At 71.2% G+C, this 25,983-nt stretch carries 22 protein-coding genes; 9 read left to right on the top strand and 13 right to left on the bottom strand.

Features of this window, described 5'->3' with window-relative positions; translation table 11 throughout:
- Positions 1–13 precede the first annotated feature (13 nt).
- From ACZ4TG_RS23930 to ACZ4TG_RS23915, 4 genes are all read right to left on the bottom strand, one after another.
- Positions 14–694 (bottom strand): hypothetical protein, encoded by a 681-nt coding sequence (locus ACZ4TG_RS23930; RefSeq protein ID WP_468166038.1) that lies wholly within the window; start codon positions 692–694, stop codon positions 14–16.
- 49 nt (positions 695–743) lie between these two features.
- Entirely contained in the window at positions 744–1,511 is a 768-nt protein-coding gene (locus tag ACZ4TG_RS23925; protein ID WP_468166036.1) for an ABC transporter permease, read from the bottom strand.
- Positions 1,508–2,482: an ABC transporter ATP-binding protein gene (locus ACZ4TG_RS23920; RefSeq protein ID WP_468166193.1), complete on the bottom strand. Its 975-nt coding sequence runs from the start codon at positions 2,480–2,482 to the stop codon at positions 1,508–1,510. Before ACZ4TG_RS23920 ends, ACZ4TG_RS23925 begins: the two co-directional genes overlap by 4 nt.
- A gap of 106 nt (positions 2,483–2,588) precedes the next feature.
- On the bottom strand, positions 2,589–3,908 hold the full coding sequence (locus tag ACZ4TG_RS23915; RefSeq protein WP_468166034.1) for an NYN domain-containing protein: 1,320 nt from the start codon (positions 3,906–3,908) through the stop codon (positions 2,589–2,591).
- Between the two features lie 211 nt (positions 3,909–4,119).
- Here ACZ4TG_RS23915 and ACZ4TG_RS23910 point away from each other — a divergent pair, with 211 nt between their 5' ends.
- Complete coding sequence (locus ACZ4TG_RS23910) at positions 4,120–4,290, top strand: hypothetical protein (RefSeq protein ID WP_468166031.1); 171 nt, start codon at positions 4,120–4,122, stop codon at positions 4,288–4,290.
- Positions 4,291–4,363: 73 nt separating this feature from the next.
- Here the strand turns inward: ACZ4TG_RS23910 and dnaE are convergent, their stop codons facing one another.
- Entirely contained in the window at positions 4,364–7,906 is a 3,543-nt protein-coding gene (dnaE, locus tag ACZ4TG_RS23905) for a DNA polymerase III subunit alpha (protein WP_468166029.1), read from the bottom strand.
- Between the two features lie 170 nt (positions 7,907–8,076).
- Between dnaE and ACZ4TG_RS23900 the strand changes: the two genes are divergently transcribed.
- The 5 genes from ACZ4TG_RS23900 (at position 8,077) to ACZ4TG_RS23880 (ending at position 13,969) form a co-directional block, all read left to right on the top strand.
- Entirely contained in the window at positions 8,077–9,402 is a 1,326-nt protein-coding gene (locus tag ACZ4TG_RS23900; RefSeq protein WP_468166027.1) for a DUF2252 domain-containing protein, read from the top strand.
- A gap of 60 nt (positions 9,403–9,462) precedes the next feature.
- Complete coding sequence (locus ACZ4TG_RS23895; RefSeq protein WP_468166025.1) at positions 9,463–10,152, top strand: hypothetical protein; 690 nt, start codon at positions 9,463–9,465, stop codon at positions 10,150–10,152.
- A gap of 45 nt (positions 10,153–10,197) precedes the next feature.
- Positions 10,198–10,992: a DsbA family protein gene (locus ACZ4TG_RS23890; RefSeq protein ID WP_468166023.1), complete on the top strand. Its 795-nt coding sequence runs from the start codon at positions 10,198–10,200 to the stop codon at positions 10,990–10,992.
- Positions 10,993–11,115: 123 nt separating this feature from the next.
- Positions 11,116–12,789 (top strand): alkaline phosphatase D family protein, encoded by a 1,674-nt coding sequence (locus ACZ4TG_RS23885; RefSeq protein WP_468166021.1) that lies wholly within the window; start codon positions 11,116–11,118, stop codon positions 12,787–12,789.
- A gap of 223 nt (positions 12,790–13,012) precedes the next feature.
- Complete coding sequence (locus ACZ4TG_RS23880; RefSeq protein WP_468166191.1) at positions 13,013–13,969, top strand: zinc metalloprotease; 957 nt, start codon at positions 13,013–13,015, stop codon at positions 13,967–13,969.
- 73 nt (positions 13,970–14,042) lie between these two features.
- Here ACZ4TG_RS23880 and ACZ4TG_RS23875 read toward each other — a convergent pair whose 3' ends face one another.
- On the bottom strand, positions 14,043–14,612 hold the full coding sequence (locus ACZ4TG_RS23875; protein ID WP_468166019.1) for a dienelactone hydrolase family protein: 570 nt from the start codon (positions 14,610–14,612) through the stop codon (positions 14,043–14,045).
- A 56-nt stretch (positions 14,613–14,668) separates the two neighbouring features.
- Here ACZ4TG_RS23875 and ACZ4TG_RS23870 point away from each other — a divergent pair, with 56 nt between their 5' ends.
- On the top strand, positions 14,669–15,715 hold the full coding sequence (locus ACZ4TG_RS23870; RefSeq protein WP_468166189.1) for a mechanosensitive ion channel family protein: 1,047 nt from the start codon (positions 14,669–14,671) through the stop codon (positions 15,713–15,715).
- On the opposite strand, the gene ACZ4TG_RS23865 is transcribed toward ACZ4TG_RS23870, so the two are convergent.
- The 5 genes from ACZ4TG_RS23865 to ACZ4TG_RS23845 all read right to left on the bottom strand — a co-directional run bounded on the left by ACZ4TG_RS23865 (position 15,712) and on the right by ACZ4TG_RS23845 (position 20,051).
- Complete coding sequence (locus tag ACZ4TG_RS23865; RefSeq protein WP_468166017.1) at positions 15,712–17,301, bottom strand: Na+/H+ antiporter; 1,590 nt, start codon at positions 17,299–17,301, stop codon at positions 15,712–15,714. The two genes, ACZ4TG_RS23870 and ACZ4TG_RS23865, sit on opposite strands and share 4 nt — an antisense overlap.
- 68 nt (positions 17,302–17,369) lie before the next feature.
- The gene (locus ACZ4TG_RS23860) at positions 17,370–17,789 is read right to left on the bottom strand and encodes a GNAT family N-acetyltransferase (RefSeq protein WP_468166187.1); all 420 of its coding nucleotides are present in this window, start codon (positions 17,787–17,789) and stop codon (positions 17,370–17,372) included.
- Positions 17,790–17,827: 38 nt separating this feature from the next.
- On the bottom strand, positions 17,828–18,769 hold the full coding sequence (locus ACZ4TG_RS23855) for an RluA family pseudouridine synthase (protein WP_468166015.1): 942 nt from the start codon (positions 18,767–18,769) through the stop codon (positions 17,828–17,830).
- Between the two features lie 41 nt (positions 18,770–18,810).
- A complete protein-coding gene (lspA, locus tag ACZ4TG_RS23850; protein ID WP_468166013.1) occupies positions 18,811–19,371 on the bottom strand; it encodes a signal peptidase II in 561 nt (186 codons plus the stop codon).
- A 110-nt stretch (positions 19,372–19,481) separates the two neighbouring features.
- The gene (locus ACZ4TG_RS23845; RefSeq protein ID WP_468166011.1) at positions 19,482–20,051 is read right to left on the bottom strand and encodes a TraR/DksA family transcriptional regulator; all 570 of its coding nucleotides are present in this window, start codon (positions 20,049–20,051) and stop codon (positions 19,482–19,484) included.
- Here ACZ4TG_RS23845 and ACZ4TG_RS23840 point away from each other — a divergent pair.
- Together ACZ4TG_RS23840 and ileS are read left to right on the top strand one after the other, a co-directional pair.
- The gene (locus tag ACZ4TG_RS23840; protein WP_468166009.1) at positions 20,026–20,553 is read left to right on the top strand and encodes a pentapeptide repeat-containing protein; all 528 of its coding nucleotides are present in this window, start codon (positions 20,026–20,028) and stop codon (positions 20,551–20,553) included. The genes ACZ4TG_RS23845 and ACZ4TG_RS23840 overlap by 26 nt on opposite strands.
- Positions 20,554–20,977: 424 nt before the next feature.
- The gene (ileS, locus tag ACZ4TG_RS23835) at positions 20,978–24,124 is read left to right on the top strand and encodes an isoleucine--tRNA ligase (protein WP_468166007.1); all 3,147 of its coding nucleotides are present in this window, start codon (positions 20,978–20,980) and stop codon (positions 24,122–24,124) included.
- 201 nt (positions 24,125–24,325) lie between these two features.
- On the opposite strand, the gene ACZ4TG_RS23830 is transcribed toward ileS, so the two are convergent.
- On the bottom strand, positions 24,326–25,555 hold the full coding sequence (locus ACZ4TG_RS23830; RefSeq protein WP_468166005.1) for a DivIVA domain-containing protein: 1,230 nt from the start codon (positions 25,553–25,555) through the stop codon (positions 24,326–24,328).
- An 82-nt stretch (positions 25,556–25,637) separates the two neighbouring features.
- On the bottom strand, positions 25,638–25,934 hold the full coding sequence (locus ACZ4TG_RS23825) for a YggT family protein (protein ID WP_030155988.1): 297 nt from the start codon (positions 25,932–25,934) through the stop codon (positions 25,638–25,640).
- Positions 25,935–25,983 lie beyond the last annotated feature (49 nt).

Here is a 25,983-nt window from a genome sequence, read left to right as displayed (position 1 = left end):
CGCGAAGGGCAGGTCAGCGGCGCGGAGGCTCCGCATCGGACGGGTTCCCTGCGGTGCCGCCGGCCTCGGCCGCGTGCACGTGCGCGGGCGGGTACGAAGCCCCGGCCCAGTATTCGCCCGGCTCGGGTTCCCGCGGGGAGAACAGGGCCGTCAGGCCGAGGTGTGCGATCGCCGCGACCATCGGCCACGTCAGCAGCACCCCGTGCGCCAGCATCTGGAGCGGAGCGTCGAAGGGGACGTCCTTGCCCGCCTTCAGCGCGGCCGCCCGCAGGTCGGAGGTCGGCCCCAGCCACAGGCCCAGCCGCCAACCGAGCAGCGCGGCGAAGCAGGACCCGACCACGAGCCCGATCACCAGCGGCACCCCGCCCCGGCGCCGCCACAGGAAGGTGCCGAGGGCGCTCAGCAGCCCGAATCCGGCGGCGAGCAGCAGGAACGTGCCGTCCGACCCGATGCGCGCCTCGCTCTCGGTGTTCCGCAGGAACACGGCCTCCCCGTTGGAGACGTACTGGACCTTCGGCGCGAGCCAGGCCCACAGCAGCCCGAGCAGGACCCCGGACACGCCCACCACGAGGGCGACGGCGGCGCCGTCGCGGATGTCGCCCGGAGTGATCCCCCCTGCGGCTTCGCGCGGCTTCTCGGGCGGGAGCGCCGGCGGGTCGAACGGGGACGGCGGCGGGGTCACGGCTTCGGTCACCCCCACATCGTGCCAGGTCCCGAACGAGGGGGTCCGCCCGGCACCGGCGTCAGCGGACCGCGGCCCGCCGGTACGCCCAGGTGGCGACGGCCAGGGACAGCGCGCCCACGGCGCCGCACACCCCCAGGTCGAGGAGGACGGCCGCCCAGTCGGGGTGCGGTTCGAAGGTCCGGGCGAAGGCCTCGACCCCGTACGTGGACGGCAGCAGGTCCCGCGCCCACACGATCACGTCCGGCATCCGCTCCGGCGGCAGCACCCCGAGCAGCAGTGCGGCCGACATGCCGAGCTGTCCGGCCAGCGTGGCCAGCTCCTGCCGGGGCGCGAGCAGCCCCAGGACGGCTCCCAGCCCGGCCAGCGCGGCCCCCGCCAGCGGGACGACGGCGGCCAGGATCCACAGCCCGCCCATCGGCAGCCCGAACAGCACGCAACCGAACAAGGCGGTGACCAGCGTCCCGGGCAGGGTGAAGGAGGCGTACGCGGCGGCCGCGCCCAGGACCACCGAGGCGGGCGGCACCGGCAGGGTGGCGTAGTGGTCGAGCCCGCCGCTGGCCCGCAGCTGCCCGAAGTACTGCGCGAGGAGGTTCAGCGCGACGAAGGCGACGACCAGCACCGAGGAACCGGCGACCACGGCCCGCGCTTCGGAGCCCCCGTCCACCACGCCCCGCATCAGGATCATGATCCCGACGGACTGGAAGGTGGCCACGAACAGCAGCGGGATCCGCGCCACCCGCGCCCGGGACAGCTGCGCCCGGTAGACGGCGGCCAGCGCCGGGAAGAAGCCGGCCCGGGGAGCCAGCACACCGACAGCGGCACTCACGACTTGACCAGCCCCTTCGAGACCCGCCCGCCCAGGGCGAGGTACACGTCCTCCAGGCTCGGCGTGGCCAGAGTGAAATCGTCGAGCGCGGCGAAGGCCGGGCCGCCGGTGACGGCGGCCACCGCCGCGCGCGCCTCGTCGGGCGCGAGCCGCAGCAGCCACCGGCGGCCGGACTCGGTGGCCTGCGGGGCCAGTGCGGCGACCTCCGGCACGTCGAGCGGCGCGGCGGTCCGCCACACCAGTTCGAGGCGGACCTCGCCGGAGACCCGGGCCTTGAGCCCGGCCGGGGTGTCGCAGGCGATGACCTTGCCCTGGTCGATGACGGCGACCCGGTCCAGCACGGTCTCGGCCTCGATGACGTTGTGGGTCACGAGCAGGACGGTGGCCCCGTGCCGGGCGCGGCGCCGGTCGACGGCGGCCCAGACGGCCCGCCGGGCGAGGGGGTCCATGCCGGTGGTGGGTTCGTCGAGGACCAGTACGGGCCGCTCCCCCACGAGTGCGGCGGCGAAGCAGGCGAGCCGGCGCTGCCCGCCGGAAAGTTTCTTCAGGGGCCGTCCGGCGATCTCGGTCAGCCCGAGTTCCTCCAGTACGGCGTCCCGCGCGGCCCGCGCCTCGCGTACGCGGAGCCCGCGCAGCCGGCCGGTGGTCTCGGCGGCCAGCGCCACCGTGAGCTCGTCCAGGGCGGTGGATTCCTGCCCGAGGTAGGCGAGCAGCCGGGCCGCCCGCTCGGGGTGGCGTACGAGGTCGTGACCGAGCAGGGTGACGGCGCCCGAGTCGGGCCGCATCAGGCCGGTGAGCTGGCGGACGAGCGTGGACTTGCCGGCGCCGTTCGGGCCGAGCAGGCCGAAGATCTCGCCGCGCCGGACCTCCAGGGAGATCCCGTCGGTGGCGCGGGTCTCGGGCAGGGCGGGGGCTCCGCGCCGGCCGCGCACCGCGGGGTAGGTCTTGACCAGGTCACGCACATCGCAGATCACGTCGGAGGCCGCTGTCGCGGTCGCTGCCGTGTCGCTGCCGCCCGCTCGTGCCGCCGATGCTGTGCCCGTACTCACGAGGGAGCAGCCTACGCGGCTTCCGCCCTCACTCGGCCGCCGGGGGCGTCGGCGCCGCCGGGACGGCGGGCATCGGGAGGGGTGGCACGGGGAGGGGGGTGCCCGCCACGTGCTCGGCGGCGGCGCGGACGTCGATCTCCCGCCAGAAGCCGGCCCTGATGGCGTACCGGTCGTGTTCGTCGATCTGGTCGTCCTTGTGGGCGAGCAGCCCGAAGCGGGCCGCGTAGCGCAGCAGCTCCCCGTCGATGCGGTGCGGGATGCGGGGGTACATGGTGGCCAGCTTCTGGAGGTGGACGGTCTCGGGCAGCCGTTCCATCCAGCGCCTGGCGAAGACCTGGCCGACCTCGAAGGGGTCGCCGCCGACGGTGGTGATGTCCTCCTCGCGGTCCGCCCAGCGCTGCTCGGCGGAGGTGAGCTGGGCGAGGGTGGGCAGCGAGGCGGTCTCGGCGGGTTCCCCGAGCGGGCCCGCCCGGTCGATCCAGCCCTTGTCGGAGGACCAGCGCAGGGCGCTGCCGGCCGGGGCGGCCTGGCCGTTCTGGGCCGCGGGGGCCGGGGTGCCGGGGGCGCGCAGGGCGGCCAGGTCCTTGGGGGTGGGTACGGGCCGCGTTCCCTCGGCGGTCGCTCCGGTAGCGGGCGCCGGTACGGGCGCACCGCGTTCGGCGGCGTCCGCGGCGGTGGCGGAGGAGCCGTTGCGGGCGGCCTCGGCCAGGGCGGCCTCGGGCAGCGGGGCGGAGAGGATCGCGGCGATCTCCGGGCGTGGCGCGGGGGCCGGGGAGCACAGGCCGGTGAGGTCCTTGGCGCGGACGGCCCGGGTGATCCAGGCCCGGTCCAGGACCCGGCGTTCGTCGGCTTCGGCGACGAGGTCCTCGGACTGGTTGTAGTCCCCGTCGGCGGCCTGGACGGCCCACAGGTGGACGGCGACGCCGTGTTCCTTGGCGGACATCAGCCCGGGCAGCAGGTCGCCGTCACCGGTCACCAGGACCACGTCGGAGCAGGCGCGGTTGCGGGCCAGTTCGGTGAGCTCGGCGTGCATGGCGGCGTCGACGCCCTTCTGCGCCCAGCGGCCGTCGCTGCGGGTCAGGGCGCCGAGCCGGACGGTGACGCGGGGCATCACGCGCAGCCGCCGGTGTTCGGGCTGGGGCACCCGGTCGGGTGCGCCGTCGAACCAGTAGATCCGCAGCAGGGGCTGTTCGGTGTCCGCCTCCGCCCGCTCGCGCAGGCCCTGGATGAGGGCGGCATGGTCCACGGTGATGCGGGAGCGGGAGGGCTCCCCTGCGAGAAGGCTTGCGGCGGCGCCCAGCAGGTAGCCGGCGTCCACCAGGACGACGCAGCGATCCACGCGTTCCACCCTCTTCCCTGGGGGTCCTGGATAAGTTTTCCCCGAGTCTGCCCGACCGCAAGGGTGTTGACGGCCGGAACTCGATCATCGGCGTGGCGTATCTCCCGGCGGGGTGCGCGAGGGCGTCGGCTACGCGCAGTAATGATCCAAAATGCGCGCTTTCGGGCGCTGTGTGAGGGTGAAGGCGGCCCTGGCCCCTACACCCCCACGGAGGCTTCCCATGGCCAAGAACAAGAACCGCCAGCAGCCCGCCAAGTCTCAGGACCGCTCGTCGTCGCAGGATCCGGGCAAGAGCTCGATGGAGTCCTCGTCGCCGGAGCCCTCGTCGTCGGCGCCGAGTCCGATGCACATGGCCGGCAAGCGCAAGGAAAAGAAGTTCGGCCACAACTGACACCGCTTGCCGCAGCAGGCGAAAGGGCGCGCCCGGAACTCCGGGCGCGCCCTTTACGTGGCCCCGGCGGTGCCTAGCCGGCCAGGCAGGAGGGGCCGAGCAGCACCTTGAGGTCGCCGAAGAGCGCCGGGTCGGGCTGGACCCGGTGCCGGTCGAGCCGCAGGACCGTGGTCGTACGCGGCCCCTGGAGCTTGATCCGTACCTCGGTGTTGCCCTTGTGGTGGCGCAGGATCTCGCCCAGACGGGTCACCATCGGCGGGGTCACCTTGACGGTGGGGATGGTGAGGACCACGGGAGCGTTGGTTCCGGCCGAGGAGAGGTCGGGGACCATCATCTCCATGGCGACCAGCCGGGGGACGTCCTCGCGCTTGTCGAGGCGGCCCTTGACGAAGACGACGGTGTCCTCGACCAGCTGGGTGGAGACGAGCTGGTAGGTCGCGGGGAAGAACATGCATTCGATGGAGCCGGCCAGGTCCTCGACGGTGGCGATGGCCCAGGCGTTGCCCTGCTTGGTCATCTTGCGCTGGAGGCCGGAGATGATGCCGCCGATGGTGACGACCGCGCCGTCGGAGTGCTCGCCGCCGGTGAGCTGGGAGATTCCGGCGTCCGTCTTGTCGGACAGCACGTGCTCCAGGCCGAAGAGCGGGTGGTCGGAGACGTAGAGGCCGAGCATCTCGCGCTCCTGGGCGAGCAGGTAGGACTTCTCCCACTCCACGTCGGAGAACTCCACGTCGAGGCCGAAGCCGGGCTCGTCGCTCGCGCCCTCGTCGCCCATTCCGCCGAAGAGGTCGAACTGTCCCTCGGCCTCCTTGCGCTTGACGGCGACCACGTTGTCGATCATCGGTTCGTGGTGGGCGACCAGGCCCTTGCGGGTGTGGCCCATCTCGTCGAAGGCGCCGGCCTTGATCAGGGACTCGACGGTGCGCTTGTTGCAGACGACGGCCTCGACCTTGTCCAGGAAGTCGGGGAAGGTGGAGTACTTCCCCTTGGCCTTCCTGGTCTTGATGATCGACTCGACGACGTTGCTGCCGACGTTGCGCACGGCGGTGAGGCCGAAGAGGATCACGTCGTCGCCCTGGGCGGCGAAGTTCGGCTCGGACTCGTTCACGTTCGGCGGGAGCACCTTGATGCCCATGCGCCGGCACTCGTTCAGGTAGATCGCGGACTTGTCCTTGTCGTCCTTGACCGAGGTGAGCAGGCCCGCCATGTACTCGGCCGGGAAGTTCGCCTTGAGGTAGGCGGTCCAGTAGGAGACCAGGCCGTACGCGGCCGAGTGGGCCTTGTTGAAGGCGTAGCCGGCGAAGGGGACCAGGACGTCCCACAGGGCCTTGATCGCCTGGTCGCTGAAGCCCTTCTTCTTGGCGCCCTCCTCGAAGATGACGAAGTTCTTCGCCAGTTCCTCGGGCTTCTTCTTGCCCATCACGCGGCGCAGGATGTCGGCCTCGCCGAGCGAGTACCCGGCGATGATCTGGGCGGCCTTCTGCACCTGCTCCTGGTAGACGATCAGGCCGTAGGTGACCGCGAGCACCTCTTCGAGCGGCCCTTCCAGCTCCGGGTGGATCGGGGTGATCTCCTGCTGCTTGTTCTTGCGCAGGGCGTAGTTCGTGTGCGAGTTCATGCCCATCGGGCCCGGCCGGTACAGGGCCGAGACGGCGGAGATGTCCTCGAAGTTGTCGGGCTTCATCAGGCGCAGCAGCGAGCGCATGGGGCCGCCGTCGAACTGGAAGACGCCGAGGGTGTCACCGCGGCCGAGGAGCTCGAAGGTCTTGGGGTCGTCGAGCGGCAGGGCCAGGAGATCGATGTCGATCCCCTTGTTGGCCTTCACCATCTTGACGGCGTCGTCCATGATCGTGAGGTTGCGCAGGCCGAGGAAGTCCATCTTCAGCAGGCCGAGCGACTCGCAGCTCGGGTAGTCCCACTGGGTGATGGTGACGCCGTCGGTGTGCCGGACCCAGACGGGCACGTGGTCGGTGATCGTCTCGCTGGACATGATCACGCCTGCGGCGTGCACGCCCATCTGGCGGACCAGGCCCTCCACGCCGCGCGCGGTGTCGATGACCTTCTTGACGTCGGGCTCGTTCTCGTACATCCCGCGGATCTCGCCGGCCTCGCCGTAGCGCGGGTGCGTCGGGTCGAGGATGCCGGAGAGCGGGATGCCCTTGCCGAGGACGTCGGCGGGCATGGCCTTGGTGAGCCGGTCGCCCATGGCGTACGGGTAGCCCAGGACGCGCGCCGAGTCCTTGATCGCGTTCTTGGCCTTGATGGTGCCGTACGTGCCGATCATGGCGACCTTGTCGGCGCCGTACTTCTCGGTCACGTACCGGATCACCTCGACGCGCCGACGCTCGTCGAAGTCGATGTCGACATCGGGCATGGAGACGCGCTCGGGGTTCAGGAAGCGCTCGAAGATCAGGCCGTGGGTGAGCGGGTCGAGGTCGGTGATGCCCATGGCGTACGCGACGATCGAACCGGCCGCGGAGCCTCGGCCCGGGCCCACCGCGATGCCCTGGTTCTTGGCCCACATGATGAAGTCGGCGACCACGAGGAAGTAGCCCGGGAAGCCCATCGAGATGATCGTGTCCATCTCGTACTCGGCCTGCTTCATCCGGTCCTCGGGGATGCCCCCGGGGTAGCGGCGGTGCATGCCGCGCATGGTCTCCTCGCGGAACCAGCTGACCTCGGTGTGGCCGTCCGGGATGTCGAACTTCGGCATCAGGTTCCGGAACTGGAACATGCCCTCGGTGTCGATCTGGTCCGCGACCAGCCGCGTGTTGGCGCAGCCCTCCTGCCAGGCGTCCGAGGAGTCGATGGCGTACATCTCGTCCGTGGACTTCAGGTAGTAGCCGGTGCCGTCGAAGCGGAAGCGGTCCGGGTCCGAGAGGTTCTTGCCGGTCTGGATGCAGAGCAGGGCGTCGTGGGCGGTGGCCTCGCTCGCGTACGTGTAGTGCGAGTCGTTCGTGACCAGCGGCGGGATGCCGAGCTTCTTGCCGATCTCCAGCAGCCCGTCGCGGACCCGGCGCTCGATCTCGATGCCGTGGTCCATCAGCTCCAGGAAGTACCGCTCCTTGCCGAAGATGTCCTGGTACTCCGAGGCCGCCTTCAGGGCCTCGTCGAACTGGCCGAGGCGCAGTCGGGTCTGGAGTTCGCCGGAGGGACAGCCGGTGGAGGCGATGAGCCCCTCGGACCACTTGCTGATGGTCTCCTTGTCCATGCGCGGCCACTTCGTGAGCCAGCCCTCGGCGTACGCGTCGGAGGACAGCCGGAAGAGGTTGTGCAGGCCGGTGGAATTCGCCGCCCAGATCGTCTTGTGCGTGTAACCGCCGGAACCGGAGACGTCGTCGCGCTTCTGGTGGGGCTGGCCCCACTGGATGCGCCGCTTGTTGCGGCGGGACTCGGGGGCGACGTACGCCTCGATCCCGATGATCGGGGTGACTCCGGCCTTCTTCGCGGAATGGAAGAAGTCGTACGCGCCGTGCAGGTTGCCGTGGTCGGACATGGCGATGTGCGTCATGCCCATCTCGTTGCACGCGTTGAACATGTCCTTCAGCCGCGCGGCACCGTCCAGCAGCGAGTACTGGGTGTGTACGTGCAGGTGCGTGAACGGCGGCTTGGTCACGGTGAGGGTCCTCCGGCGGGGAGAGAGGGGGGCAGCCTCGAAGTCTACGTCGGCCGACTGACACATCCGGGGCACAGACCGGTACCTTCATCCGTTGCAGACCCAAGGACGCCCGTCCGACCCCTCATGATCAAACGTGATCCACCCCGCACCACCAGGAGGCACTCGCCATGGCGGTACCCGAGACGACGCACGAGCAGCGTGCCGAACAGATACTCGACGTGTTCGACACCGCTTTCGGTGAGCTGCTCGCCGCCGACCCCGCTGCCTTCCAGGTGAAGTTCCGGAAGATGGCGGCCTCCGCGTTCGCCTTCTACCGGGGTACGGCCTGCCTGTTCTACGCCGACCTGGAGCGGGACCGGCACGGCGGCCCCTACCTGGACGAGCGGACCGGCCGGGTGTGGATCCACGGCGATCTCCACGCCGAGAACTTCGGCACGTACATGGACTCCAACGGCCGTCTCGTCTTCAACGTCAACGACTTCGACGAGGCGTACGTCGGCCCCTTCACCTGGGACCTCAAGCGCTTCGCCGCCTCCGTCGCCCTGATCGGCTACACCAAGGCGCTCAGCGACGAGCAGATCAGCGAGCTCGTACGGATCTACGCCGGCGCCTACCGCGAGCGGATCCACGCCCTGGCCACCGGCGCCAAGCACGAGGAGGTCCCCTCCTTCACGCTGGACACCGCCGAGGGCCCGCTGCTGGACGCCCTGCGCTCGGCCCGCTCCCGGACCCGTTTCGCGCTGCTCGACTCGATGACCGAGATACGGGACTTCGAGCGCCGCTTCACCGCCGGCCCGGGCACCATCGAGCTGGACGCCGCCACCCGGTACAAGGTGCTGGCCGCCTTCGACGGATACCTGGAGACCCTCCCGGAGGAGTCCCTGGTGCGCCCGGATTCGTACCGCGTCAAGGACGTGGTGGGGCGCCGGGGCGTGGGCATCGGCTCGGCGGGCCTGCCCTCGTACAACATCCTGCTGGAGGGCCACAGCGACGCCCTGGAGAACGACGTCGTGATCTACCTCAAGCAGGCGCAGACCCCGGCGGTGTCCCGGCACATCACCGAGCGCGCGGTGCGGGAGTACTTCCAGCACGAGGGGCACCGCACGGTGATCTCCCAGCGGGCCCTGCAGGCGCATGCCGACCCGTGGCTGGGCTGGACCGAGCTGGACGGGTCCGGGCAGCTGGTGGCGGAGGTCTCCCCGTACGCGGTGGACCTGGACTGGTCCGACCTGGACGACCCGGAGGAGATAGCGGCCGTGGCCGCCGATCTGGGCCGGGCCACGGCGACGATGCACGCGGCGGCCGACGCGGCGGAGAGCGGCCAGTCGCTGGTCCCGTTCTCCACCGAGCGGGCCATCGACGCGGCCATCGCCGCCGACGAGGAGGGGTTCCCGGCGCTCCTGGTCGACTTCGCCCACGCCTACGGGGCCCGGGCGCGCGCCGACCACCAGATCTTCGTCGACCTGTTCCGCAACGGCCGGATCATGCCGTAGCGGACGGGCCCCGGCACCCAGGGCCTTCGGTTCACAGGGAGTCGTGGCAGACTCGCGGCGATGGACATATCAGGGGCAGGACTCCGGGGGCTGCGGGCCGCGCTGTTCAGCGCGCTCGTCGTGCTGCTCTCCGCGGGCTCGCACGTCCTCATGTCCCGGGTGCCGCTGCCGCCCGTGCTCGTCGCCGGCTCCTTCGCCGCCGTCTTCGTGCTCGCCTTCGCGCTGGCCGGACGGGAACGGGGCTTCGGCCCGATCGCCGGGCTGCTGGTCCCGCTGGAGCTGGCGGCCGACACCGTCTTCACCGCCGGGCAGCACGTCTGCTACGGCCCGGCGGGCGGTCCGGTGTCCGGGCCGCTGCGCGCGCTGGGCCTGGACGAGCTCTGCGGCGGCGCCCCGGTCGGCGGGCCGCTGACCGAGGCGGCCGGTCCCGTGGGCGATCCGGCCGCGCTGCTCGCCGCTCCCGGCCCGTGGACGCCCTGGCTGCTGCTGGGCGGGCACGTCGCGGTCGGGCTGCTGGCCGCCGCCTGGCTGCGGTACGGGGAGCGGGCGCTGGGCCAGCTGCTGCGGGCCGTGGCCGCCGTCGCGTTCCGGCCGCTGCTGCTGGCGGTGGCCGCGGTCGGGGCGGCCGCGGGTCCGGCGCGACGGGCGCTGCGGCCGGTGCTTCCGGGCGCGGTGGCCCGTACGCGCTTCCCCGCGCATTCCGTGGGCCGACGGGGACCTCCCGTACGCACGGCGCTCGCGAGCGTCTGACGTACGTACTGCGGTTCCCCCCTTCAAGACCCCACGGAGATCACCATGAGTTCACGCAACAGCCAGGCGAACAAGGCGGCGGCCCGCGAGAGGCTGCGCGCCGAGCGCGAGAAGCAGGCCAAGAAGGACAAGACGCGCCGGCAGCTGATCGTCGGCGGCGCGGTCGTGGGCATCCTCGCCGTGGCCGGCCTCGCCGGCTACGCGGTCGTACAGGCGAACCAGCCCGACCACTGGGAGAAGGCCGCCGACGCGGAGCTGGTCCAGCCGAAGAACACCACCGGCGACAACGGCACCACGGTCGTCATCGGCAAGGCCGACGCGAAGAAGACCCTGGAGGTCTACGAGGACTCGCGCTGCCCGGCGTGCGCCTCCTTCGAGCAGGCCGTCGGCGGGCAGGTGAAGAAGGACGTGGACGCGGGCAAGTACAAGCTCCAGTACTTCGGCGCCACCTTCATCGACAACGGCGTCAAGGGCGAGGGCTCGAAGAACGCGCTGAGCGCCCTGGGCGCGGCGCTGAACGTCAGCCCCGAGGCCTTCCTGGACTACAAGGCCGCGCTGTACTCCAAGGAGCTGCACCCCGAGGAGACCGTCGACAGCTTCGCCAAGGACGACTACCTGATCAAGGTCGCGGACACGGTCCCGGCGCTCAAGGGCAACGCCGAGTTCAAGAAGGCCGTCGAGGACGGCACGTACGACCGGTGGGCGATGGAGATGTCGAAGGCCTTCAACAAGTCCGATGTGAAGGGCACGCCGACCCTGAAGATGGACGGCAAGAAGATCGAGACCCCGTCGACGCCGGAGGCGTTCACCGCGGCGATCGACAAGGCCATCGCGGGCTGACCCTCCGCCGACAGTCAGGCAGGGCAGGCGGGCAGGCAGGCAGCGTCAACGGGCGGGCGAACCACGAGAGTTCGCCCGCCCGTTGCTTGCACGTGACTGTACGGGCGGGGATACCGCTCAGTAATGTCCTTGTCCGTGACCAGTCATCTCTCGCCCGCCTCCCCCACGGCCGACCCGCGCCGCCGTACGGTGGTCCTGGCGGCCGCGGCCACCGCCGCCCTCGCCCCGATCGCCGCCCTGGGCACGCCCGCGGCCCACGCGGCGGAAGCCGCCCCCGCCTTCCTGCACGGCGTCGCCTCGGGCGACCCGCTGCCCGACGGGATCCTGCTGTGGACCCGCGTCACCCCCTCCCCCGAGGCCGTCCCCGGCTCCGGCCTGGGCCCGGCCACCCGCGTGGGCTGGGAAGTGGCCGAGGACAAGAACTTCGCCCGGGTCGTCGCGAGCGGCGCCGTGACGGCGACGGCCGCCGCCGACCACACCGTCAAGGTGGACGTGCGCGGCCTGAGGCCGCACACCCCGTACTGGTACCGGTTCACCGCCCAGGCCACCACCTCCCCGGCCGGGCGCACGCTGACCGCCCCGGCCGCCGACGCGAGCACGGCGGGGATCCGCTTCGGCGTGGTCTCCTGCGCCAACTGGGAGTCGGGCTACTTCTCCGCGTACCGGCACCTGGCCGCCCGGTCGGACCTGGACGCGATCCTGCACCTGGGCGACTACGTCTACGAGTACGCCTCCGGGGGCTTCCCGGAGGCGAAGTACGTCGTCCGCCCGCACGAGCCCAGGCACGAGATCGTCTCGCTGGCCGACTACCGCACCCGGCACGGCAGGTACAAGACGGACGCCGACCTCCAGGCGCTGCACGCGGCCCACGCGATCGTGGCCATCTGGGACGACCACGAGTTCGCCAACGACGCCTGGTCGGGCGGCGCGGAGAACCACACCCCGGGCGCCGAGGGCGAGTGGGCGGCCCGCGCGGCCGCCGCCAAGCAGGCGTACTTCGAGTGGATGCCCGTACGCCCCTCCATCGCCGGCACCGTCTACCGGCGACTGCGCTTCGGCACCCTCGCCGATCTGCACCTGCTGGACCTGCGGAGCTTCCGCTCACAGCAGGTCAAGGTCGGCAGCGGCACGGTGGACGACCCGGAGCGGACCATCACCGGACGGGCCCAGCTGGACTGGCTCAAGTCGGGTCTGGCCTCCTCGCAGGCGACCTGGAAGCTGGTCGGCACCTCGGTGATGATCTCGCCGCTGGCCTTCGGCGCGCTCCCCGCGCACCTGCTGGCGCCCCTCACGAAGCTGCTCGGCCTGCCCGAAGGCGGCATAGCCGCCAACGTGGACCAGTGGGACGGCTACACGGACGACCGCAAGGAGCTCCTGGGCCACCTGAAGGACCGGAACATCAAGAACACGGTGTTCCTGACCGGCGACATCCACATGGCGTTCGCGAACGAGGTCCCGGTGCTCAAGGCGACCTACCCGGGCTCGGGGACGGCGGCGACCGAGTTCGTGGTGACCTCGGTGACCTCCGACAACGTCGACGACTACCTGCACGTGCCGGCGGACACCGCCTCGCTGGTCGCGGAGGCGGCCGTCAAGGCGGCCAACTGGCACGTGAAGTGGCTGGACATGGACGCCCACGGCTACGGCGTCCTGGACGTGACGGCCGAGCGCTCGCAGATGGACTACTACGTGATCTCCGACAAGCGGCGCCAGGACGCCACCTCCGCGTGGGCGCGCTCGTACCGCACCCTGAACGGCACCCAGAAGGTGGAGCGGGCCGACCGCCCGGTTTTCTGACGGACCGTCAATCTTACGGCCCGAAGGGGCGCTTGGTACACACCAGGCGCCCCATTCGTCTCTCACGCAACAAATCTTTAACCTCCGAGGTCTTGTCATCCTGATGACATGCACACGTAAGCTGCCCGCCAGCGTGAGGAAATCCCTCACCCCCCACCACGCTTCGCGAGGAGTACACGTGCGCGCAGTCGCCCGCATATCCCCCCTTCTCCGCCGCCGCCTCATGGGTACGGCCGTTCTGGCCGGAACCCTGGCGTTCGCCCCCCTCACGGCCCCCACCACCGTGGCCGCCGCCTCCGCGGCGAAGACCCCTGCCGAGGCCTGTGCGACGGGCCAGTCGACGGACACCGCGGCCAACGCCCGCGTGGCCCGCCCGCAGGACCACCACGCGGCCGACCCCAACGAGGTGACGGACGCCCAGGTCAAGGCCATGGACGCCGACCTGAAGAAGAAGCTGGGCCAGTCGACCCCGCAGCAGCTGGACGGCATGAGAGCCCGCGCCGCCGCCACCACGACCATCCCGGTCTACGTGCACGTCATCACCTCCGGGACCACCGGCAAGCTGACGTCCGCCCAGATCAACAGCCAGATCTCGGTCCTCAACGCCGCCTACGCCGGACAGGGCAGCGGCAACGTGAACTCCGGCTTCCAGTTCAGCCTGGCCGGCACGGACTACACGGACAACGCCGCCTGGTACAACGTCTCGGACGGCACCCAGGCCGAGAAGGACATGAAGAACACCCTGCGCAAGGGCGGCAAGAACGCGCTGAACCTCTACACCGCCAACCTCGGCGGCGGACTGCTCGGCTGGGCCACCTTCCCCAGCTCCTACGCGTCCCAGCCCAAGATGGACGGCGTGGTCATCCTCAACTCCTCGATCCCCGGCGGCTCCGCCGCCAACTACAACGAGGGCGACACGGGGACCCACGAGGTCGGCCACTGGCTCGGCCTCTACCACACCTTCCAGGGCGGCTGCTCGGGCAGCGGCGACTCGGTCTCCGACACCCCGGCCGAGAAGAGCGCGGCGTTCGAGTGCCCGACGGGCCGTGACACCTGCGGCGCCAGCGGTGTGGACCCGATCCACAACTTCATGGACTACACGTACGACTCCTGCATGTACCAGTTCACGACCGGTCAGGTGTCGCGCATGAAGAGCATGTGGACGGCGTACCGGGCCTGACGCACCCGGCGCACGTGACAGGGGCCCGGTCAGGCATCCGCCTGGCCGGGCCCCTGCGCGCGGCGCCCGCGTCCTACAGTCCGTCGAGGAAGGACAGCGCGACCTTCCAGGTCTGCTCGGCGGCCTCGGCGTCGTAGTCGTCGAGCTCCGGGTCCGTGAACAGGTGGCCGGCCCCCGGGTAGCTGTGGACCTCCACGTCCGCCCCGGCCCTGCGCATCCGCAGGTACCAGGCCGTCAGCCAGTCGTGCGGCTCGAAGGGGTCCGGGTCCGCGACGTGCAGCTGCACCGGCAGCTCGTCCGCCGAGGCGTCCTCCTCCAGGTCCGACGTCCCGTGCAGGAGCAGCAGCCCGCGCGCCTTCGCGTCGTGCAGCGCGAGGTGCTGCGCCATCGAAGCGCCGAAGGAGAAGCCGGCGTAGACCAGACCCTGGTCCGAGTAGGGGGCGGCGGCCAGGATCGCGCGCCGCAGCAGCTCGTCACGGCCGATCTCGTCCTGGTGGGCCATGCCCTCCTCGACGCTCCCGAACGTACGCCCCTCGAAGAGGTCGGGCACCTGGACCTGGTGCCCCGCCGCGCGCAGCCGGTCGGCCGCCGCGTGCACTGCGGGCCGCAGCCCGTACGTCGAATGGAAGAGCATGATGTTCATACCCCCATCGTGCCAGTTTCCGGGGCCCCCTTCCGGTTAGGTTCACGGGCATGGATATGGAGAACGTCCTGCGCCCCGTCGCGGTCATCGGCGGCTCGCTGGTGGTCACCGCGCTCGCCGGGTGGCTGCTGGACCGGCTGCTGCGCCGGGCCGACGCGCGGCACAGCGAAACGCCCCTGTGGGGGCTGCTGCGCCGCTGCCGGTCGCCCTTCCAGATCGTGCTGTGCACGGCCCTCCTCAGAGGCTCGTACGTCCAGTCGCGCATCCTGCCGGACCACAAGGAGGGGGTGGGCCGGGCGCTCACCCTGGTCCTGATCGCCTCGACGGCATGGCTGCTGGTGCGGATCGCCACGGCGGTCGTCGACTCCTCGTACGCGCGCTACGCGGCCGGCGCCCCGGACGACGCCCGGGTCCGCCGGGTCCGCACCCAGGTCACGCTGATCCAGCGGGTGGTCACAGCCGTGGTCGTGGTGGTCGCGCTCGCCGCCATGCTGCTGACGTTCCCCGCGATGCGCACGGTCGGCGCCTCCATGCTGGCTTCGGCGGGCGTGCTGGGCATCGTGGCGGGCATCGCCGCGCAGTCCTCCCTGAGCAACCTCTTCGCCGGACTCCAGATCGCCTTCGGCGACACCGTCCGCATCGGCGACACGGTGGTGGTGGACGACGAGTGGGGCAAGGTCGAGGAGATCACCCTGACCTTCCTCGTGGTCCGTACCTGGGACGAGCGCCGGATCACGATGCCGGTCTCGTACTTCACCAGCAAGCCGTACGAGAACTGGTCGCGCGGCGGCGCGCAGATGACCGGCACCGTCTTCCTTCACCTGGACCACTCGGCGCCGGTCCCCCTGCTCCGCGAGCAGCTGTCGGAGATCCTCAAGGAGACCCCGGAGTGGGACGGCCGCGCGAGCGGCCTGGTCGTCACCGACACCACCCCGAACACCATCCAGGTCCGCGCGACGGTCACCGCGAAGGACGCCGACGACGTGTGGACCGTACGGTGCGTGGTGCGCGAGCGCCTGATCGCCTGGCTGGTGGCCAACCACCCGTACGCCCTCCCGCACGTCACCACGGCCGACGCGGTGCAGCCGCCGACCGCCCCTTAGCTGCGCAGGCTGCGCACGTCCAGGTGGCGCAGCACGCGGTCCACGATCTCCGGGTCCGCCCCCGGCTCGCTGCGTGCGGCCAGCACCTCGTGCCGGGCGGCGGACATCATCTCGCGCTGGATCCGCTGGACGTCCCGGATCCGCTCCACCCGCTTCGCGTACGCCTCCCGCCGCTCCTCGTCGACCATGTCGGGGCTGATCCTGGCCCCCACGTCGTAGGCCCGCCGGTACAGGGTCTCCACCAGGTCCTCCGGCAGCTGCTCCACCTCCTCGATCTCCCGCAGCCGTCGTTTCGCGGCCTTCGCGGCGCGGATCGCCAGCAGCCGCTCGGTCTCCCGCTCCGCGTCGGTGTCGGCCTCCACCCCGAGCCGGCGCACCAGCCAGGGCAGGGTCAGGCCCTGGCAGACCAGCGTGGCCATGATCACGGCGAAGGCGATGAAGATGATCTGGTCCCGGGCCGGGAAGGGGTCCCCGCCGTCCACCTTGAGCGGGATGGCCAGCGCCAGCGCCACGGAGGCCACCCCGCGCATCCCGGCCCACCACATGACCACGCTCTCCCGCCAGCTCAGCGGGATCTCCTCGTCGTAGTCGCGCCGCCCGTGCAGCTTCTTGGCCAGCCAGCCGGCCGGCAGCAGCCACAGCAGCCGTACGCCGACCACCACCGCGATCACGGTCGCCGCCCACCCGGCCATCACCCACTCGCGGCCCCGGGCGACCCCGAACACGTTGTGCAGCTCCAGCCCGATCAGGCCGAAGGCGACCCCGGTGACCAGCATGTCGACGACTTCCCAGAAGGTGTGCCCGGCGAGGCGCCCGAGCACGTCGTCGGCGTCGGTCGCGTACTCGGCGAGGAACAGCGCGGTGGTCAGCACGGCCAGCACCCCGGAGCCCTGGAGTTCCTCCGCGACCACGTACGCCACGAACGGCACCAGCAGCGTCAGCCCGATCTGCAAGGTGGCCTCCTCCAGCCGGCCCATGAGCCGGTTCGCGGCCCAGCCGAGCCCGAGTCCCACCGCGACGGCAACCACGGCGGAGAGCACGAACTCCCCGAGCGCGTCGGGCCAGGAGAAGCTGCCGCTGACGGTGGCGGCGATGGCCACGTGGTAGAGCACGATGGCGGTGACGTCGTTGAAGAGCCCCTCGCCCTCCAGGATGGACACCATCCGGCGCGGCAGCCCGAGCGCCCCGGCGACGGCGGTGGCCGCGACGGGGTCGGGCGGGGCGACGAGCGCGCCGAGCGCGACGGCGGCCAGGAGGGGCAGCCCCGGCACGATGGCGTGCGCGACCGCCGCCACCGCGGCCGTGGTGACGAACACCAGGGCCACGGCCAGCAGCAGGATGGGCCGTACGTTGGCGGCGAACTGGCGCCAGGAGGTGCGCTGCACGGAGGCGTACAGCAGGGGCGGCAGTACCAGCGGCAGGATGTACTCGGGCGGGATGTCGACGTTCGGCACGGCCGGCACCAGGGCCAGCACCACCCCGCCGATGGTCATGAGCACGGGCGAGGGCAGCCCGAGCCGGTCCCCGAGCGGCACGGTCACCACGGCCCCGAGCAACAGGACGAACAGCAGTGCAAGCTGATCCACGACACCAACCCTGCCAGGCCGCTGCCGCCGGGCCGCGCGGGGAGGGGGCCGAACCCGCGTGTCGGGAGCTAGCTCAGCGGGCGCCGCATCGCCCGGTGCGGGATGCCGGCGTCCTGGAACTCCGGCCCGTAGGCCTCGTAGCCGAGCCGCTCGTAGAAGCCCAGCGCATGCGTCTGCGCTCCCAGGTCGACGGCGGTCAGCCCCAGCGCGGCGGCCTCCGCCTCGATCGCCCGGACCAGCGCCACTCCGACGCCCAGCCCGCGGGCGGCGGCGCTGACGGCCAGCCGCCCCAGCGAGCCGACCTCCAGGGAGCCCGTCTTGCCCAGCGCGTCCGGCCCGTGCAGCAGCCGGCCCGTGCCGAGCGGCCCGTCCGGGCCCTCGGCCAGCACGTGCACCGCGATCGCGTCGTAGGCGTCGTACTCGATCGACTCAGGTACGCACTGCTCGACCACGAACACCTCGGTGCGCACCGCGAAGCAGGACGCCATGTCGGCCTCCGAGGAGGCCACCCGGACGGTGAAGGAGGTCACTCGCTCTCCGCGCGGATCACGTCCAGCGCGTGCTGGAGGTCCGCCGGGTAGCCGCTCTCGAACTCGACCCACTGCCCGTCCGACGGGTGCTCGAAGCCGAGCCGTACGGCGTGCAGCCACTGCCGGGTCAGCCCCAGCCGCTTGGCCACGGTCGGGTCGGCCCCGTAGGTCAGGTCGCCGACGCAGGGGTGGCGGTGCGCGGACATGTGCACGCGGATCTGGTGCGTACGCCCGGTCTCCAGCTTGATGTCCAGCAGCGAGGCGGCGCGGAAGGCCTCGATCAGGTCGTAGTGGGTGACGGAGGGCTTGCCCTCCTGGGTCACGGCCCACTTGTAGTCGGCACTGGGGTGACGGCCGATGGGCGCGTCGATGGTGCCGCTCATCGGGTCGGGGTGGCCCTGGACCAGCGCGTGGTAGCGCTTGTCGACGACGCGCTCGCGGAACTGGTTCTTCAGCGAGGTGTACGCGCGCTCCGACTTCGCGACGGCCATCAGGCCGGAGGTGCCGACGTCGAGGCGGTGGACGATGCCCTGGCGCTCGGACGCGCCGGAGGTGGAGATCCGGTAGCCGGCGGCGGCGAGGCCGCCGATGACGGTGGTGCCGGTCCAGCCGGGGCTCGGGTGGGCGGCCACGCCCACCGGCTTCATGATGACGACGATGTCGTCGTCGTCATGGACGATCTCCATGCCCGGGACCGGCTCGGCCACGAGTTCGACCGGCCGCGGCGGCGCGGGCATCTCGACTTCGAGCCAGGCGCCACCGTGCACACGCTCGGACTTCCCGACGACACTGCCGTCGACCGACACCTTCCCCGCGGCCGCGAGCTCGGCCGCCTTCGTCCGGGAAAATCCGAACATACGGGCGATGGCGGCGTCGACGCGCTCGCCCTCGAGGCCATCGGGAACGGGCAGGGTGCGGATCTCGGGAATCGTACTCACCTGTCGAGTATGCAGGACTCGGCAGGAGAGCATTCCCGCGCTCAGTCCTTGTGGACGGTCCCGTCCGGGTCCAGCCCCCTGAACGACAGCAGGACGATCAGGATCCCGCCGCACACGATGGCGGAGTCCGCGAGGTTGAAGACGGCGAAGTGGGCAGGCGCGATGAAGTCGACGACCGCGCCCCGGAACACGCCCGGCGACCGGAAGATCCGGTCGGTCAGGTTGCCCAGCGCACCGCCCAGCAGCAGGCCCAGCGCGATCGCCCACGGCAGGCTGTACAGCTTGCGCGCCAGCCGCACGATCACCACGATCACGGTGGCCGCGATGCAGGTGAAGATGATCGTGAAGGCCTCGCCGAAGCCGAAGGCGGCGCCGGGGTTGCGGATGGCCGAGAGCTTCAGCAGGTCGCCGACGACCTCGATCGGCTGCTGGTGCTCCAGCTTCGCCACGACCAGCATCTTGCTGCCGAGGTCGATCAGGTAGGCCAGCACCGCCACCACCAGGAGCGCCGCGATCCGCCGATGCCCCTTGGGCCCGGCAGACTCCGGCTGGGTGTCGTCTCCGACCTCCGGCGTACCGATGATGCGCTCCGCCTCTGCCACGTGAGTCCCTCGAACTAGCGCGAACCAGGTTGCCGACGACACCGCCCTGCAAGGTTTCCTGGACCCTGACGAGACACGAGGGTACGTCAGGGCACCCGTCCACCGCCCGGCTAGTGCCGCCGCTCCTGCTTCTGCTTGCAGTCCACGCACAGCGTGGCCCGGGGGAACGCCTGCATCCTGGCCTTCCCGATGGGCTTGCCGCAGTTCTCGCAGAGCCCGTACGTGCCCGCGTCCAGGCGTTCCAGGGCGCGCTCCGTCTGCTCCAGCATCGAGTTCGCGTTCGCCGCGAGGGCCAGTTCGGACTCCCGGGTGATGTTCTTGGTGCCCGTGTCGGCCTGGTCGTCGCCCGCGCCGTCGCCCGAGTCCCGCATGAGGCCCGAGATGGCCTCGTCGGAGGCCTGCAACTCGGCCCGCAGCCGCAGCACCTCGCTCTCCAGCTCGGCCCGGGCCTCGTCGACCTCCTCGGGCGTCCAGGGGTCCTCTCCGGGGCGTACGGGGAGCTCGCCCGGGCCGGCCACCTTCACCTTCGGCAACCCGCTGCTCGCGGCCGCAGCCGTCTTCCTGGACGTACCGGTGCTCTTCTTGGCAACCACTTTCCGGGCTCCCGTCTCTGACGCGGCCTGCGCCGCCCCCTCGGCCGCGGCCGGCTTGGCCGTGGCCTTCTTCGCCGTCGTCCTCACGGCGGCCGCCTTCTTGGCGGGCGCCGACTTCTTCGCGGGTGCCTTCTTCGCGTCCGGTGCGGTCTTGGCCGGTGCGGTTCTGGCCGGCGCCGTTTCGGCGGACGCCGTTTCGGCCGGTGCCGATCTGGCGGCCGCCTTCTTGGCCGGTGCCTTCTTGGCCGGTGCCGATCTGGCGGCCGCCTTCTTGGCCGGTGCCTTCTTCGTCGGTGCCGTTTTGGCCGGTGCCTTCTTCGCGGGCGCCTTCTTCGCCGGCGCCTTCTTCGCCGGTACCTTCCGGACAGCCGCCTTCCCGGCGGGAGCCTCGACCTCGGCGACCTTCCCGACAGCCTTCTTGGTAGTCCCGGCGGTCTTCTTCGCCACCATGGCCGCGGCCCCTTCACATACTGTGATCTTTGCTCGCGAATCGTGCCGGAACGATAAATCGACTCCAGCCCCGCGGCAACGGGGCGCGCATCCTGCGAGGTCAACCTGCATCCGTTGTGCCCATCCGGAAGCCCGGTAATCCGCCACTCCCGTCACACCGGATCCCGGACCCGCGCCCGGGCCCATCCGGGTCACGCCCGCCCCGCCCTCCGCCCCGGCGCCACGCCCCGTATAACCGGTCGGCCGGCTGCCCCCCTGGCCGTACACTGGGCCCAGCGAAAGGCATGGATGGGGACGAGTAGCGTCGGACGCAGCCAGGAGCGACCCGGGGACGGTGAGAGCCCGGGGGCGAGCGCGATGCGAAGGATCACCCCGGAGCCGCCGGAAGAAAGCCGTCACGGATCCCGCACGGATCCCCGTACGGGAAGTAGAACCGGCTTCGCACCCCAATGAGGGGGCCACCGGATCCGTCCGGCGGCCAAGGAGGGTGGTACCGCGGGAGCTGCCGAGCTCTCGTCCCTCCGGACGGAAGTGACAACCCGCCGGAGGAAGAGTTCAGCCTCATGACCACACCGCCGCAGTACCGCCCGGTACCCGCCCAGGTCGACCTGCCTGCCCTTGAGCACGCCGTCCTCGACTTCTGGCGCGAGAGCAAGACCTTCGCAAAGACCCTGGAACAGTCCGAGGGCCGCCCCGAGTGGGTGTTCTACGAGGGCCCGCCCACCGCGAACGGCATGCCCGGTGCGCACCACATCGAGGCCCGCGTCTTCAAGGACGTCTTCCCCCGCTTCCGCACCATGCGCGGCTACCACGTGGCCCGCAAGGCCGGCTGGGACTGCCACGGCCTGCCCGTCGAGCTCGCCGTCGAGAAGGAGCTCGGCTTCAACGGCAAGCAGGACATCGAGGCGTACGGCATCGCCGAGTTCAACGACAAGTGCCGCGAGTCCGTGACCCGCCACACCGACGCGTTCACCGAGCTCACGACGCGGATGGGCTACTGGGTCGACCTGGACGACGCCTACCGGACGATGGACCCCGAGTACGTCGAGTCCGTGTGGTGGTCGCTGAAGGAGATCTTCAACAAGGGCCTGCTCACCCAGGACCACCGCGTGGCCCCCTGGTGCCCGCGCTGCGGCACCGGCCTCTCGGACCACGAGCTGGCGCAGGGCTACGAGACGGTCGTGGACCCCTCGGTCTTCGTCCGCTTCCCGCTGACCTCCGGCCCCCTCGCGGGCGAGGCGGCGCTGCTGGTCTGGACGACCACCCCCTGGACCCTGGTGTCCAACACCGCCGTGGCCGCGCACCCGGACGTCACCTACGTGGTCGCGACCAACGGCGAGGAGAAGCTCGTCGTCGCCCAGCCGCTGCTGGAGAAGGCCCTCGGCGAGGGCTGGGAGGCCACCGGCGAGTCCTTCACCGGCAAGGAGATGGAGCGCTGGACGTACGAGCGCCCGTTCTCCCTCGTCGAGTTCCCGGCGCCCGCCCACTACGTCGTGAACGCCGAGTACGTCACGACCGAGGACGGCACCGGTCTGGTCCACCAGTCCCCCGCCTTCGGCGCCGACGACCTCGCGGTCTGCCGCGCGTACGGCCTGCCCGTCGTGAACCCGGTCCGCCCCGACGGCACCTTCGAGGAGGAGGTCCCGCTGGTCGGCGGCGTCTTCTTCAAGAAGGCCGACGAGAAGCTGACCGCCGACCTGGACGCGCGCGGCCTGCTCTTCAAGCACATCGCCTACGAGCACAGCTACCCGCACTGCTGGCGCTGCCACACCGCGCTGCTCTACTACGCCCAGCCGTCCTGGTACGTCCGCACCACCGCCGTCAAGGACGCGATGCTGCGGGAGAACGAGAAGACGAACTGGTTCCCGGACTCGGTCAAGCAGGGCCGCTTCGGCGACTGGCTGAACAACAACATCGACTGGGCCCTGTCCCGCAACCGCTACTGGGGCACCCCGCTGCCGATCTGGCGCTGCGAGGAGAACCACCTCACCTGCGTCGGCTCCCGCGCCGAGCTGAGCGAGCTGTCCGGGCAGGACCACTCGGAGCTGGACCCGCACCGCCCGTTCATCGACGAGGTCACCTTCACCTGCACCGCCGAGGGCTGCTCGCTCGAAGCCGTCCGCGTGCCCGAGGTCATCGACGCCTGGTACGACTCGGGCTCGATGCCGTTCGCGCAGTGGGGCTACCCGTACAAGAACAAGGAGATCTTCGAGCAGCGCTACCCGGCGCAGTTCATCTCCGAGGCCATCGACCAGACGCGCGGGTGGTTCTACACCCTCATGGCCGTCGGCACGCTCGTCTTCGACAAGTCCGCGTACGAGAACGTGGTCTGCCTGGGCCACATCCTCGCCGAGGACGGCCGGAAGATGTCCAAGCACCTGGGCAACATCCTCCAGCCCATCCCGCTCATGGACCAGCACGGCGCGGACGCGGTGCGCTGGTTCATGGCGGCCGGCGGCTCCCCGTGGGCGGCGCGGCGCGTGGGCCACGGCACGATCCAGGAGGTCGTCCGCAAGACGCTCCTCACGTACTGGAACACGGTCGCCTTCCAGGCGCTGTACGCCCGTACGTCGAACTGGGCGCCCTCGGCCTCGGACCCGGCGCCGGCCGACCGCACGGTGCTGGACCGCTGGCTGCTCTCGGAGCTGAACACGCTCGTCTCCGAGGTCACCGACGCGATGGAGTCGTACGACACCCAGCGCGCCGGCAAGCTCCTGTCCTCCTTCGTCGACGACCTGTCGAACTGGTACGTGCGCCGCTCGCGGCGCCGGTTCTGGCAGGGTGACGCCTCGGCCCTGCGCACCCTCCACGACGTCGTGGAGACGGTCACCCGCCTGATGGCCCCGCTGACCCCGTTCATCACGGAGCGGGTCTGGCAGGACATGATCGTCCCGGTCACGCCGGACGCGCCGGAGTCGGTGCACCTGTCCACCTGGCCGGTCGCGGACACCTCGGCCGTGGACCCGGCGCTGTCCCAGCACATGCAGCTGGTACGCCGCCTCGTGGAGCTGGGCCGGGCGACGCGTGCGGAGTCGGGCGTCAAGACCCGTCAGCCGCTGTCGCGCGCGCTGGTCGGGGCCGTCGGCTTCGACGCCCTGTCCCCCGAGCTCCAGGCCCAGATCACGGAGGAGCTGAACGTCTCCTCGCTGGCCTCCCTGTCGGAGGTCGGCGGCTCGCTGGTCGACACCACGGCGAAGGCCAACTTCCGGGCGCTGGGCAAGCGCTTCGGCAAGGGCGTCCAGGACGTGGCGAAGGCCGTGGCCGCGGCGGACGCGGCGGCGCTGTCCCTGGCGCTGCGCTCCGGCGGGGCCACGGTCGAGGTGAACGGCGAGACGGTGACCCTCACCCCGGAGGAGGTCATCATCACCGAGACCCCCCGCGAGGGCTGGTCGGTGGCCTCGGACTCCGGTGCGACGGTCGCGCTGGACCTGGAGATCACCCCGGAGCTGCGGCTGGCGGGTCTGGCGCGTGACGCGATCCGCCTGATCCAGGAGGCCCGGAAGAACTCCGGCCTGGACGTGGCGGACCGGATCGCCCTGCGCTGGTCCTCCGAGGACCCGGAGGTCGTGACGGCCCTGACGGACCACGCGGAGCTCATCGCGGACGAGGTCCTGGCGACGGACTACGCGTCCGGCGAGGCGGACGCGGCGTACGGCGAGCCGTTCACGGACGAGGCCCTCGGCCTGGCGTTCCGCCTCCGCAAGGCGTAACCGCCCACCGGCCCCGAGCGGCCCGCACCTCCCTGCCGGGGGGTGCGGGCCGCTTCGCGTTCCCCAGACGGCGGGGTGCGGGCCGTGCGTTCCCCCGGCGGCGGCGTGCGGCCGGGTACGGGAACGGGCCGGGCCCGGCACCCCCTGAGGGGAACCGGGCCCGGCCCGTGAAGCGACTGCCGACGCGAGGGGCGGCGGCGCCTAGTTGTCGTCCTCGTCGATCAGGAAGCCCCGCATGGGAGAGGGCGCCTGCATCGGCTGCGGAGCGACGGGCCGCACCGGAGCCATCGGCTGCGTCATCGCCGGGGACATCTGCTGCTGGCCGCCGTAGGACGGACCGGCACCCATCGGGGACGGGCCACCCATCGGGGAGGGACCGCCCATGGGGGACGGGCCGCCCATCGACGGGTTGCTCATCGAGTGGCCCATCGCGCCGGCCGGAGCCATGGACGGGGTCGGCGACGGCGGCAGGGCCGGGCCGGCCGGGTTGCGCGGCGGGGCGAGGGAGTCGTCGGCCTGGGTCTCCAGCTGGCGCAGCTGCGACTCCAGGTAGGACTTCAGACGCGTACGGTACTCGCGCTCGAAGCCCCGCAGGTCCTCGACCTTGCGCTCCAGCGTGGCGCGGGCGGACTCCAGGGAGCCCATCGCGACGCGGTGCTTCTCCTGCGCGTCCCGCTCCAGCGCGTCGGCCTTGGCGCGGGCGTCCCGCTCCAGGCCCTCGGCACGCGAACGGGCCTCGCCGACGATCTTGTTGGCCTCGGAGCGGGCCTCCGCGATCGCCTGGTCGGCGGTCTGCTGCGCGAGCGACAGGACGCGGGCGGCGCTGTCGCCGCCGGGGCCCTGCTGCGGGAGCTGCTGCTGGTGCTGCGGGTGCATCTGCTGGCCCATCGGCTGCATCTGCTGACCCATGGGCTGCATCTGCTGGCCCATCGGCTGGCCGAGCGGGTTCTGTCCGCCCATGGACTGCTGCTGCATGGGCTGCTGGCCCATCTGCTGCTGCTGGCCCATCTGCTGCTGCTGGCCGCCCATGCTGTGCTGCTGCATGGGGCCGCCCATCGGGCCCGGACCCTGCGGTCCGTGTCCACCGGGGCCGGCCGGGAGCTGCGGCTGGCCGCCGGGCAGCTGGGGCGGGCCCATCTGCTGCTGCTGCTGCTGCTGCGGCGGGCCGGATATGGCCGCGGGCACGGGGGCGCCGGGGCCACGCTGGTCCTGGGGTTCCGGCTTGCGCATGCCCTGCTGCTGCTGGTTCTGCGCGGCGGCGCGAGTGGCGGCAGCCAGCTTGGCGCGCAGGTCCTCGTTCTCGCGCAGCAGGCGCGTCAGCTCGGATTCGACCTCGTCGAGGAAGGCATCGACCTCGTCCTCGTCATAGCCTTCTCGGAGGCGGACGGTCGTGAACTGCTTGTTCCGCACGTCCTCGGGAGTCAGCGGCATGTCTTCTTCACCTCTACGTAGTCGTCGGCAGTCGGCAAGACCGTATCGGGACTGTCCCCGCGCCTGCGGGGAAGCACATCGTTCACACGCTTCTCGCAGCGGTGCTCACGAAACTGATGAGGATGTAAACGATGATCATCAGAACGAAGAAGGACAGGTCGAGTGCCACGCCCCCGAGACGCAACGGCGGAATGAAACGCCGAAGAAGCTTGAGCGGTGGATCGGTGACAGTGTAGGTGGCCTCCAGAACGACCACCATCGCCTTGCCGGGTGTCCATGAACGTGCGAACTGGAACACGTAGTCCATGACCAGTCGGAAGATCAGCACGATGAGGAAGCACATCAGCGCGATGTAGACCACTTGCAGTGCGACGCCCATCCCGCGCTTCCCTCTCCCCTGCTCCCGCTCTGTTCCCGGTCCCGTATCT

The organism is Streptomyces sp. NPDC028314, from assembly GCF_055565795.1.
This window is presented reverse-complemented; position numbering and strand designations above follow the sequence as displayed.